Raw genomic sequence first — 9,663 nt, forward strand, 5'->3', positions numbered from 1 at the left:
TTGCCCCACCCCCGTTTGAGGGCGAAAATGGGCGTTCAGAACAAGTGCGAACATGATGATCGACTCTGCCCGCTATCCCCGCCTCGCGCGCATCCAGACACCGGATGACCTGCGCACGTTCGACGAATCCGAATTGAGGGCGGTCGCCGACGAACTGCGCGCCTACCTCATCGAGTCGGTGGGCAAGAGCGGCGGCCACTTCGCCGCCGGCCTGGGCGTGATCGAACTCACCGTGGCCCTGCACTACCTGTACCAGACCCCGCAGGACCAGCTGGTCTGGGACGTCGGTCACCAGACCTACCCGCACAAGATCCTGACCGGTCGCCGCGACGAGATCCACACCGTCAAGCAGAAGGACGGCGTCGCGCCGTTCCCGAAGCGCGAAGAGAGCGAGTACGACACCTTCGGCGTCGGCCACTCCTCGACCTCGATCTCGGCCGCACTCGGCATGGCCATCGCCCGCCAGTCCGAAGGCGACAACCGCCAGGTCGTTGCAGTGATCGGTGATGGCGCAATGACCGCCGGCATGGCGTTCGAAGCGCTGATGCACGCCGGTGGCATGGAGCCCGAGCCGAACCTGCTGGTGATCCTCAACGACAACAACATGTCGATCTCGGAGGCGGTGGGTGGCCTGACCAAGATGCTCGGCCGTGCCACCGGCAGCCGCACGCTCAATGCGCTGCGCGAAGGCGGCAAGAAGATCCTCGGCGACAAGAAGAACAACCCGGCGCGCTTCGTGAAGCGCTGGGAAGAACACTGGAAGGGCATGTTCGTGCCGTCCACGATGTTCGAGGAAATGGGCTTCCACTACACCGGTCCGATCGACGGTCACGACATGTCCGCCCTGCTGTCTACGCTGAAGACGCTGCGCGCCTCCAAGGGCCCGAAGCTGCTGCACGTGATGACCACCAAGGGCAAGGGCTACGAACCGGCCGAAGGCGACCAGATCGGTTACCACGCCGTCGGCCCGTTCGATCCGGACAAGGGCCTAGTGGCCAAGGCCGGTGCCAAGAAGCCTACCTACACCGATGTATTCAGCGACTGGCTGTGTGACGCCGCCGCCGCCGAGCCGCGCCTGTACGGCATCACCCCGGCGATGCGCGAAGGCTCCGGCCTGGTACGTTTCAGCAAGGAATACCCGCAGCGCTATTTCGACGTGGCAATTGCCGAACAGCACGCGGTCACCCTCGCCGCCGGCATGGCCACCCAGGGTGGCAAGCCGGTGGTGGCGATCTACTCGACCTTCCTGCAGCGTGCGTACGACCAGTTGGTGCATGACGTGGCCATCCAGGACCTGGACGTGCTGTTCGCGATCGACCGCGCCGGCGTGGTCGGCCCGGACGGCGCCACCCATGCCGGCAACCTCGACCTGAGCTTCCTGCGCTGCGTGCCGAACCTGGTGGTGATGGCTCCGTCCAATGAAGCCGAGTGCCGGCAGATGCTCAGCACTGGCCTGCAGCACCCGGGCCCGGCCGCCGTGCGCTATCCGCGCGGCACCGGCACCGGCGTCGCCGCCGGTACCGACCTGTCGACCCTGCCGATCGGCAAGGGCGAGCTTCGCCTGCAGGGCAGCCGCGTCGCGCTGCTCGCCTTTGGCAGCACCGTGGCCGCCGCCGAACAGGTCGGCCGCGAACTGGGCCTGAGCGTGGTCAACATGCGCTTCATCAAGCCGCTGGACCGCGAGCTGGTGCTGGCCGTGGCCGCCCAGCACGAGGGCCTGGTCACAATCGAAGACAATGTGGTGGCCGGCGGCGCCGGCTCCGGCGTCGGCGAACTGCTCAACGCCGAAGGCGTATTGCGCCCGATCCTGCACCTGGGCCTGCCAGACAGTTACCAGCACCACGCAAGCCGTGAGGACCTGCTGGCCGAAGCCGGTATCGATGCGGCGGGCATCCGCGCGGCGGTGCTCAAGCGCTGGCCGCAGCTGGCTGCCGGGACCCCGCCGCTCAGCGCGGCAGGCTGAGGCCGGTCACCACCAGTAGATCCACGCATGGCGTGGATCTACTGCGGAACAGGGGTCGATCCACGCCATGCGTGGAGACAGATGCAAAGTAGATCCACGCCGTGCGTGGCTAGCGGGCTCCGGAACGATGATCTGGCCGGAAACCCCAACCCTCAGCCGTAGCTGACCGCTTCCACGAACGCACCGCTGGCCTCCACCCGCACCGCAGCGCGCTGCCCGGTGTCGACGAAGTGGAGGCGTGCAAGGGTTTCAGCGAAATCGTAGGCCCGGGCACCGTCGCGGAACTCGATCGGTTCCGGCCGGTCCGGGTGCAGCACGCGCCATTGGCGTTGCTCGCATTGCAGGCGGATCAACATGCAGCTCACTCCTTGAGGCAGCGTATCGACGGTGGCGGGACGGGCGTGCCGGTTACGGCAGACTTCATCGCGACGGATCAGGGGCACGCAGGGTGCCCTGATCACAGAAGATACGACGTTCAAAATGTGAGCTGTATCAGATTATTCTGATTTTCGATGGGCGAGCTCAATTCACCTGGAACTGCGCCCGGCAGCCGTCGCTGACCCAGATGCCACGACGGTTCCAGCCCCAGGTCTGGCCCTCGATGCAGGCGCTGCGTGAATCCTGACGCACCAGGCGCACACCACGACGGATGCGGGCATCACAGTACTCCTGGCGGTGGCCGTTGGAATGGCAGGTGATCACCTCACCCCCGCCCCAGCCATTGCCACCGTTGCCCCAGCCGTTGCCATGGCCACCACCCCAGCCACCGCCACGGCGGTACTCGCCAACGAACTCGGCACGGCAGCCCTGGGTGACCCACACACCGTAGCGCGATTGCCCCCAGGTCTCGCCTTCCACGCACGGCGAACCGGACAACTGGCGGATCATCCGGGCACGGCCTTCCAGGCGGCATTCATTGCTGCGGTTCTTGATCGATTCGCAGCGGACGATGCCGCCGCCATCACGACCGCCATAGCGATCGTCGTCATAACCGTAGCCATAGCTCTGCGCCTGCGCGCCGCCCGCGGCCGCCAGCATCGGCAGCAGCGTGCAGGCCAGGGTTCGCCAGGTGAGTGCCTTGCCCATCGGAATCTCCGGATGAATACGATGGCGCAAGCATCCGGGATTCGTGGCGCGGCGCACAGGGGGCGCCCCACGGCGGTTTTTTCCCCATTCAAACAACTCAACCGTGGCTGACTGCGCCTCGGCCGGTGGCGTCACTCCCCGATATGGAGCGCATCCACGGTGCTGCCGAGCGCCTCGACCCGGACCGTGCTGCGCTGGCCGGTGCGACGATGGTGCTCGAGGGCCAGCGCAGCGGCCGCGTCGAAGGCATCGGCACCGCGGGCGTAACGGGTGGCGTCACCCGCCTTCGGATGCAACACGGACCAGTGCCGGGCAGTGCATTGGACAGTAAAGACCATGAGAAGCTCCTGCGGAAGGAAAGAGGCGGTGACAGGCGGCAGGGCCACGTGCCAGTACACCCTCAGGCTATCGATCGCGTCGGAGATGGCCCATCAGATTTGTACGAAAATGCCTCAGGATTCGGTCGGGCGCTTCCCAACCCTCACATCCCTGAGGCTGTTTAGTGAAGGCGTTCCGTGACCCTTGTCACGGAGTTGACGGAGCTTCACACTACCGTCACCAACAGGGGCCCCTTCCACATGCGCACCTTCTTCTCGCAGCAGCGCTGGACGCTGCTGAAGTTCTATTTCGTCGCCAGCTATCTGGTGCTGATTGAAGAGCTGATCCGCGCCGCCATGCACTGAGCGCTTGCTGGAGGGCTATTTGCGACAGACACTGTCGCTTTAGGCTCGGAGCCCGCCCGATGAAAGCGCTTCTTCTGATTCCAGCCCTGCTGGTGCTGACCGCGTGCGCCAACCAGCACGACGCCGCCGCACGTGCCGATGCGGCGACCACCTCGTCTGCGATACCGAAGGTGGGCGGCGATCGCGATGCCCACGGATGCATTGGTTCGGCCGGCTACCAGTGGTGCGAGCACAGCCAGCGTTGCGAACGCCCGTGGGAACTGGCACAGGCACAGGGCCTGGCCAATACCGCCGAGGCCATCGATGCCTACTGCGCGAAGCCGGCCAGCCCGGCACGCAAGTGAGGCGCGCACCCCATGGCTGAGCTGAGCCCGCTACCCACCCTGGCCCCGGGTCGCTACCGCCACTTCAAGGGCGGCGAGTACGACGTGCTCGATATTGTCCGCAGCAGCGAGACGCTGGAGCCACTGGTGCTGTATCGCGCGCTCTATGGCGAAGGCGGCCTGTGGGTGCGCCCGTATGCCATGTTCGTCGAACAGGTACCGGGCGAACACGGACCGCAGCCGCGTTTCGCCCGCATCGACGCATGACGGTTCCGCTGCCGGCCCTGGCCGGCAGCGCGGTGACACCACGGGCCTGCGTTACAATCGTACCGTCCAGTCGGTTTCTTCCCGCCATGTCCGCATCCCCCTCCCGTTCGCGCCGCAAGGCGCCCGACAGCGTGCGCCAGTCACTGCTGCAGGCCACCATTGAAGTGATCGGCCGTAATGGCCTGGCCGCGCTGACCGTGCAGGACGTCGCACAGGCCGCCGGTGTCAGCAAGGGTGCGCTGTTCCATCATTTCAGCAGCAAGCAGGCACTGGTGGATGAAGCCATCGGAGCGCTCATCGGCGAATTCGAAGCGCGGGTGCGTGCCCTGCTGCAGGAAAACCCCGAAGGGCATGGCCGTTTCAGCCGCGCCTATGTGCAGGCCAATTTCGAGCATCTGCTGCAGCAGGAACAGGACAACGACATCGGCCTGACCCTGGGCAACCTGATGGAACCAGCCCTGCTCGCGCATTGGCGCACCTGGAAGCGTGCGATGCTGGCCGAGTTCGCCGGCGAAGCCAACGATCCCCGACTGTATGCGGCGCGCTGCGCTGCCGATGGCTACTGGGCCACGGCCTATGGGCGTCCGCTGGACGAGGAAGAACGCGCCAACGCATTGGCGATGGCCGAACAGGCCCTGAAACTATGCGACCCGCAGTGAGCAGGAGCGCTTAATGAATCCCTATCTCTACCTTGCCGCTGCCATCGTGCTGGAAGTAATTGCCACGTCGCTGCTGAAGGCATCCGACGGCATGAGCCGGCTGGCGCCGACACTGGGCGCGCTGGTCGGCTATGGACTGTGCTTCTACCTGCTGTCGATGACCATGAAGTCGATCCCGACCGGCATCGCCTACGCGATCTGGTCCGGCGTCGGCATCGTGCTGATCTCGCTGATCGGGCTGGTGGTGTTCAAGCAGCGCCTGGATGCACCGGCGTTGATCGGCATCGGCCTGATCTGTGCTGGCGTACTGGTGATCAATCTGTTCTCGCGCAGCAGCGCACACTGAGTACGCTGCTGCGCGATCAACGCTAGCTGACCTTCTTCGCTACGGTCATGCCGAGCAGGAACAGCACCACGGCGATGATGATGCCGGCCCAGAACAGGAACTTGGCGATGCCGACCGCGGCGCCGGCAATGCCGCCGAAGCCGAGCACGCCCGCAATGACGCCGATGATGGCGAAGATGATGGCCCACTTGATCATGTCAAACCTTTCCCCGTGGGGACTGCGTACTGGATGATCAGGCTAGGCCGTAGCCGATGCGGCAGTCGTGAACAGGCCGCGTGCGCGGCGTGAATCAGCGCGGGCGGAAACGCAGCAGGGCCACTGCAAAGGCCAGGAAAACGCTGCCCACCAGCCGCTCGAACCAGCGCCGCGCGAAGGGTTTGGCCAACCATCGGCGCAGGCCATGGCCACCGGCGGCATACATCACGTACCAGAACAGTTCGCAGCCGGCGAAGGTGGCAACCAGCACGCTGTACTGCAGCGCCTGGCCACGCGACGGGTCGACGAACTGCGGCAGGAACGCCGCAGCGAACAGCAGCAGCTTGGGATTGCTCAGGCCCACCAGAAGGCCACCACGGAACACCTTCCACGCGCCCAGCGACGCCGCAACCGGCAGCGCGGCATCGACCGTCACCGGTGGTGCCGGACGGCAACTGTCACGCCATGCCTTCAGGCCCAGCCAGGCCAGATAGGCCACGCCCAGATAGCGCAACACCTCAAACAGCATCGGCGAGGAATGCAGCAACGCACTCAGGCCTGCTGCGGAGGCCGCCAGCACCAGCAGCATCGCCAGCAGGCAGCCAGCCATCGCCGGCACGCTACCGCGAAAGCCGAGCCCGACGCTGCGACCGAGGATATGCAGCATGTTCGGCCCCGGCGTACCACACAGAACGAACACCGTGGCGAGGAACCACCACCAGGTATGCAGGGCCATATCGGACATCCACTTCAGAAGATCCCACCAGCATAGAGTGCGCCGGCCTGGCGCGGCACACACAGCGCAGCATGGATGCGGTGGTTACAGAGGCAGGCTCAGGCCGCGAGCGCGTCGCGCCGTACCAGTACCTGGTCGATCAAGCCCCATTCGCATGCCTGCTCGGCACTCATGAAACGATCGCGGTCCAGGGTCTGCTCGACCTCCTCGACACTGCGTCCGCAATGCTGCGCATACAGCCGGGTGATGCGCTGCTTGGTGCGCTGCATTTCCTCGGCATGGATGAAGATGTCCGACGCCTGGCCCTGCACCCCGCCCAGCGGCTGATGCACATGCAGGCTGGCATTGGCCAACGCCGCACGGTGACCGGGCTCGCCGGCCATCAGCAGGAACGAACCCATCGACCGCGCGGTGCCCATGCACAGCGTATGCACCGGGGCCGAGATGTATTGCATGGTGTCGTACATCGCCAGGCCGCTGGAGATCACTCCACCCGGCGAGTTGATGTACAGATGGATCGGCTTCTCCGGGTTTTCCGATTCCAGGAACAGCAGCTGCGCGCAGACCAGCGCCGACACAGTGTCATCGACTTCACCGTTGAGAAAGATGATGCGCTCGCGCAGGAGCCGCGAGTAGATGTCATGGGAGCGCTCACCGCGCTCGCTGCGTTCCACCACCATCGGTATCAGCTGCATTCTGTCCCGCATGTGCCTGCTCCCTGTAGCGTTCGATCCAGGCGCCGGCTCAGGCCGCGCGCATCATGGTGCGATGATCGTCGTTGGCGGCCAACGGCAGCTGCGCGCGCAGGTCGGTGAGCCGATGCACGATGGTCAGCACCGTCCCCTCACCGTCATCCGCGCGCAGCTGGAAACACACCAGGCTGTGCAGATGCGGAGGCTGCGCATCGCGCAGGCGGAACCCCAGCTCCCGCCCCTCCTCGCACAGGCAGGGCTGCAGATCGGCAAGATCGGCCGCCGGCAACCAGCGCTCACGAAGTGCCGGATCGAACAGTGCGCGCCAGACCCTTTCCGGTGGCGCTGGCAGCCACTGCTCCATCACCAACGCGGGAGCCGCTTCGTTCAGAACATCGTCCATCAGTCCATCTCCTTCAGCAGATCCTGCAAGGCATCCATCCGCGCGGGCCAGTAGGCCCGGTAGCGCTGCAGCCAGTTGCCGATGTGCGCCAGCCCGCGCGGATCGACCTCGTAGTGGACGAAACGGCCTTGGCGCTGTTCGCTCACCAGCCCGGCATCGCGCAGCACCGCCAGGTGCTGGGACATCGCAGACTGGCTGATCGCCATGCCCTCGCGCAGCGCGCTGGCATGCTGCCCGCCCTCGGCCAGCTTTTCGAAGATGTGGCGGCGGGTGGGGTCGGCCAGCGCTTTGAAGAGGGCGTTCTCGATCATGACAAACACATTAGCAACCACTAATGTGTAGTGCAACTCCCGCATCGGCTGTGCTGCCATGACGGCTCCCCGGCATGGAGCTGTGCATGAAGACCCTTGGCCTGATCGGCGGCATGAGCTGGGAAAGCTCGGCGCAGTATTACCGGCTCATCAACGAGGACGTGCGGCAGCGCCTCGGTGGCGCACATTCGGCGCAGCTACTGCTGTGGTCGGTGGACTTCGCCCCGATCAAGCAGCTGCAGCATGACGGCGACTGGGATGCGCTGGGCGACCACATGGCCGACGCTGCACGGCGCCTGCAGGCCGGTGGCGCCGATCTGCTGTTGATCTGCACCAACACCATGCACAAGCTGGCCGACCGCATCGAGGCGGTCTGCCCACTGCCGCTGCTGCATATCGCCGACCCCACCGCCCAGGCCATCGTGCAGGCAGGCGCACGCAAGGTGGGCCTGCTCGGTACCGCCTTCACCATGGAACAGGACTTCTACCGCGGCCGGCTGCAGGATCGCTTCGGATTGGAGGTGCTGGTTCCCGAAGCCGATGATCGTCGCAGCGTGCACGACATCATCTACCAGGAACTGATCGCCGGTGTGGTCAGCGAGCACTCACGACAGGTCTACGCCGGCGTGATCGCGAGACTGGTGGCGCGCGGTGCCGAAGCCATCATCCTGGGCTGTACCGAGATCATGCTGCTGGTACGACCGGAAGACAGCGCAGTGCCGCTGTTCGATACCACTGCACTGCACGCACGGGCTGCGGTGGACGCGGCGCTGGCGTGAATCGATGCGCGCCGGAGCGCGGAATCAGTCCGCGCCCTGCACTTCCAGCGCGGTGATGAGCCACTCGACCACCGCCTGTGAATCGCACAGGAAGAAGATGGCATCGCCGGAGCGCGCCTCGGTAAGCAGGCGATAGACCGTGATCGCCACCGCCGACTGGTTGGCGATGAACACTTCCGGGCTGCGCGGCCCCTCGCTGTGGCCGGCAACCGCGTGCAGCGCCTTGCGTGCGGCCACGGTGGCAGCCGGGTCCGCGCTGCGGGTCAGTTCCGGCCCGCGCAGGCCCCAGGCAATGAACACATGCTTGCCCTTGAACGTGGTGTCCAGGACCCGCACCTCGGCGCCACCTGCGTCGGCCGAGCGATGAATGACGGTACTGCTGATCAACGCAACCCCCTGTGGTCGTCGTGGTCCGCGCATCCTCCTCCACGCGCCGGCCGCATGCCAGTGACAACAGCCACAGGCTGTGCCGACCGGCGTGGGAGACATGTAAGAGGGTGTAAACCGATGCGATCGGATGTGCAGCGATGATACGGGATGTAAGCCTCTGCATGGGCCCGCGCGTACTACTAAACCGCCACTGAGCCATCTTCGGAACGAAGCGTTCCGGCAGCCCCGGACTGGGCCATTCTTGCCGCCCCATCCCCACCGAGCCTGCACATGTCCCATCGCCTGCTGCTGACGATCACCGGCACCTCCCTTGCCCTGCTGCTGGCCGCCACCACCGTGGCCGCACAGGACTACGACACCGATCACATTCCGGCGCTGCGCTGCGAATCGCAGTTCAACAAGACCGCGCAATGCCCGATCGAAGGCCCGATGCGCCTGGCCAGGCAGCTGTCGGTGACCCGGTGCGTGGAGAACCAGAACTGGGGCCAGAGCCGCCGCACGTTGTGGGTGACCGACGGCTGCCGCGCCGAGTTCGTCGCCGACGGCTATGGGCGCGGACGCTGGCCGGGCCGCGGCAGGGACCGTGACGATGATGGCGAGCGCCTGGTCTGCGAGTCCTACGAAAAGAAGGACAAGGAATGCCGTATCCGTGTTCGCCACGAGGTGCGCCTGGTCAAGCAGAAGTCGGTGACGGCCTGCATCGAGGACCAGAACTGGGGCTGGGACCGACGCGGCGTGTGGGTCAGCGACGGCTGCCGGGCCGAGTTCCGCGTGTATTGACTGCCGAGCACGCGCTGGCTGCGGCGGGTGCGGCTGCGCCTGCGGCAGA

Annotated in this window: 16 protein-coding genes; 7 read left to right on the top strand and 9 right to left on the bottom strand. The window is 65.7% G+C overall.

The features are described 5' to 3' along the window. Positions 1 to 55 precede the first annotated feature (55 nt). Positions 56 to 1,963 carry a 1-deoxy-D-xylulose-5-phosphate synthase gene (dxs, locus tag ACZK45_RS14860; protein ID WP_049424033.1) on the top strand — a complete coding sequence of 636 codons (1,908 nt, stop codon included), beginning with the start codon at positions 56 to 58 and terminating at the stop codon, positions 1,961 to 1,963. 152 nt (positions 1,964 to 2,115) lie between these two features. Here dxs and ACZK45_RS14865 read toward each other — a convergent pair whose 3' ends face one another. From ACZK45_RS14865 to ACZK45_RS14875, 3 genes are all read right to left on the bottom strand, one after another. Beyond that, the gene (locus tag ACZK45_RS14865; RefSeq protein ID WP_005417823.1) at positions 2,116 to 2,319 is read right to left on the bottom strand and encodes a hypothetical protein; all 204 of its coding nucleotides are present in this window, start codon (positions 2,317 to 2,319) and stop codon (positions 2,116 to 2,118) included. 166 nt (positions 2,320 to 2,485) lie between these two features. Beyond that, positions 2,486 to 3,049: a DUF3011 domain-containing protein gene (locus ACZK45_RS14870; protein ID WP_049401711.1), complete on the bottom strand. Its 564-nt coding sequence runs from the start codon at positions 3,047 to 3,049 to the stop codon at positions 2,486 to 2,488. A gap of 131 nt (positions 3,050 to 3,180) precedes the next feature. Beyond that, positions 3,181 to 3,387 (bottom strand): hypothetical protein, encoded by a 207-nt coding sequence (locus tag ACZK45_RS14875; protein WP_049423877.1) that lies wholly within the window; start codon positions 3,385 to 3,387, stop codon positions 3,181 to 3,183. Positions 3,388 to 3,791: 404 nt separating this feature from the next. On the opposite strand from ACZK45_RS14875, the gene ACZK45_RS14880 reads away from it, so the two are divergent. The 4 genes from ACZK45_RS14880 (at position 3,792) to ACZK45_RS14895 (ending at position 5,327) form a co-directional block, all read left to right on the top strand. Then, complete coding sequence (locus ACZK45_RS14880) at positions 3,792 to 4,076, top strand: hypothetical protein (protein ID WP_125894318.1); 285 nt, start codon at positions 3,792 to 3,794, stop codon at positions 4,074 to 4,076. Positions 4,077 to 4,088: 12 nt separating this feature from the next. Further along, positions 4,089 to 4,322, top strand: coding sequence for a DUF1653 domain-containing protein (locus tag ACZK45_RS14885; RefSeq protein WP_032128669.1), 234 nt, complete (start codon positions 4,089 to 4,091; stop codon positions 4,320 to 4,322). Between the two features lie 86 nt (positions 4,323 to 4,408). After that, entirely contained in the window at positions 4,409 to 4,981 is a 573-nt protein-coding gene (locus tag ACZK45_RS14890; RefSeq protein WP_049401207.1) for a TetR/AcrR family transcriptional regulator, read from the top strand. A 13-nt stretch (positions 4,982 to 4,994) separates the two neighbouring features. Then, on the top strand, positions 4,995 to 5,327 hold the full coding sequence (locus ACZK45_RS14895) for an SMR family transporter (RefSeq protein ID WP_005410423.1): 333 nt from the start codon (positions 4,995 to 4,997) through the stop codon (positions 5,325 to 5,327). A gap of 22 nt (positions 5,328 to 5,349) precedes the next feature. On the opposite strand, the gene ACZK45_RS14900 is transcribed toward ACZK45_RS14895, so the two are convergent. The 5 genes from ACZK45_RS14900 to ACZK45_RS14920 form a co-directional block, all read right to left on the bottom strand. Beyond that, the gene (locus ACZK45_RS14900; protein ID WP_006380555.1) at positions 5,350 to 5,523 is read right to left on the bottom strand and encodes a DUF1328 domain-containing protein; all 174 of its coding nucleotides are present in this window, start codon (positions 5,521 to 5,523) and stop codon (positions 5,350 to 5,352) included. A gap of 94 nt (positions 5,524 to 5,617) precedes the next feature. Continuing rightward, entirely contained in the window at positions 5,618 to 6,259 is a 642-nt protein-coding gene (locus tag ACZK45_RS14905; RefSeq protein WP_032128667.1) for a LysE family translocator, read from the bottom strand. Between the two features lie 98 nt (positions 6,260 to 6,357). Next, positions 6,358 to 6,966: an ATP-dependent Clp protease proteolytic subunit gene (locus tag ACZK45_RS14910; RefSeq protein WP_032128666.1), complete on the bottom strand. Its 609-nt coding sequence runs from the start codon at positions 6,964 to 6,966 to the stop codon at positions 6,358 to 6,360. A gap of 37 nt (positions 6,967 to 7,003) precedes the next feature. Next, entirely contained in the window at positions 7,004 to 7,354 is a 351-nt protein-coding gene (locus tag ACZK45_RS14915; RefSeq protein ID WP_125894322.1) for an SRPBCC family protein, read from the bottom strand. Then, complete coding sequence (locus ACZK45_RS14920) at positions 7,354 to 7,725, bottom strand: ArsR/SmtB family transcription factor (protein ID WP_478444877.1); 372 nt, start codon at positions 7,723 to 7,725, stop codon at positions 7,354 to 7,356. Before ACZK45_RS14920 ends, ACZK45_RS14915 begins: the two co-directional genes overlap by 1 nt. Before the next feature lie 26 nt (positions 7,726 to 7,751). Here ACZK45_RS14920 and ACZK45_RS14925 point away from each other — a divergent pair, with 26 nt between their 5' ends. Continuing rightward, positions 7,752 to 8,444, top strand: a complete 693-nt coding sequence (locus tag ACZK45_RS14925) for an aspartate/glutamate racemase family protein (protein WP_125894325.1) — start codon at positions 7,752 to 7,754, stop codon at positions 8,442 to 8,444. Between the two features lie 24 nt (positions 8,445 to 8,468). On the opposite strand, the gene ACZK45_RS14930 is transcribed toward ACZK45_RS14925, so the two are convergent. Further along, positions 8,469 to 8,864, bottom strand: a complete 396-nt coding sequence (locus ACZK45_RS14930; RefSeq protein ID WP_012511691.1) for a hypothetical protein — start codon at positions 8,862 to 8,864, stop codon at positions 8,469 to 8,471. 240 nt (positions 8,865 to 9,104) lie between these two features. Here ACZK45_RS14930 and ACZK45_RS14935 point away from each other — a divergent pair, with 240 nt between their 5' ends. Then, positions 9,105 to 9,614, top strand: coding sequence for a DUF3011 domain-containing protein (locus tag ACZK45_RS14935; RefSeq protein ID WP_125894326.1), 510 nt, complete (start codon positions 9,105 to 9,107; stop codon positions 9,612 to 9,614). Positions 9,615 to 9,663 lie beyond the last annotated feature (49 nt).

This window comes from Stenotrophomonas sp. 63632_Sma (assembly GCF_056482875.1).

Excerpts from the sequence above, each read along its gene's own strand:
- dxs (WP_049424033.1), top strand. The coding sequence starts at position 56 with ATGATCGACTCTGCCCGCTATCCCCGCCTCGCGCGCATCCAGACACCG.
- ACZK45_RS14865 (WP_005417823.1), bottom strand. The coding sequence starts at position 2,319 with ATGTTGATCCGCCTGCAATGCGAGCAACGCCAATGGCGCGTGCTGCAC.
- ACZK45_RS14870 (WP_049401711.1), bottom strand. The coding sequence starts at position 3,049 with ATGGGCAAGGCACTCACCTGGCGAACCCTGGCCTGCACGCTGCTGCCG.
- ACZK45_RS14875 (WP_049423877.1), bottom strand. The coding sequence starts at position 3,387 with ATGGTCTTTACTGTCCAATGCACTGCCCGGCACTGGTCCGTGTTGCAT.
- ACZK45_RS14880 (WP_125894318.1), top strand. The coding sequence starts at position 3,792 with ATGAAAGCGCTTCTTCTGATTCCAGCCCTGCTGGTGCTGACCGCGTGC.
- ACZK45_RS14885 (WP_032128669.1), top strand. The coding sequence starts at position 4,089 with ATGGCTGAGCTGAGCCCGCTACCCACCCTGGCCCCGGGTCGCTACCGC.
- ACZK45_RS14890 (WP_049401207.1), top strand. The coding sequence starts at position 4,409 with ATGTCCGCATCCCCCTCCCGTTCGCGCCGCAAGGCGCCCGACAGCGTG.
- ACZK45_RS14895 (WP_005410423.1), top strand. The coding sequence starts at position 4,995 with ATGAATCCCTATCTCTACCTTGCCGCTGCCATCGTGCTGGAAGTAATT.
- ACZK45_RS14900 (WP_006380555.1), bottom strand. The coding sequence starts at position 5,523 with ATGATCAAGTGGGCCATCATCTTCGCCATCATCGGCGTCATTGCGGGC.
- ACZK45_RS14905 (WP_032128667.1), bottom strand. The coding sequence starts at position 6,259 with ATGGCCCTGCATACCTGGTGGTGGTTCCTCGCCACGGTGTTCGTTCTG.
- ACZK45_RS14910 (WP_032128666.1), bottom strand. The coding sequence starts at position 6,966 with ATGCGGGACAGAATGCAGCTGATACCGATGGTGGTGGAACGCAGCGAG.
- ACZK45_RS14915 (WP_125894322.1), bottom strand. The coding sequence starts at position 7,354 with ATGGACGATGTTCTGAACGAAGCGGCTCCCGCGTTGGTGATGGAGCAG.
- ACZK45_RS14920 (WP_478444877.1), bottom strand. The coding sequence starts at position 7,725 with ATGGCAGCACAGCCGATGCGGGAGTTGCACTACACATTAGTGGTTGCT.
- ACZK45_RS14925 (WP_125894325.1), top strand. The coding sequence starts at position 7,752 with ATGAAGACCCTTGGCCTGATCGGCGGCATGAGCTGGGAAAGCTCGGCG.
- ACZK45_RS14930 (WP_012511691.1), bottom strand. The coding sequence starts at position 8,864 with ATGCGCGGACCACGACGACCACAGGGGGTTGCGTTGATCAGCAGTACC.
- ACZK45_RS14935 (WP_125894326.1), top strand. The coding sequence starts at position 9,105 with ATGTCCCATCGCCTGCTGCTGACGATCACCGGCACCTCCCTTGCCCTG.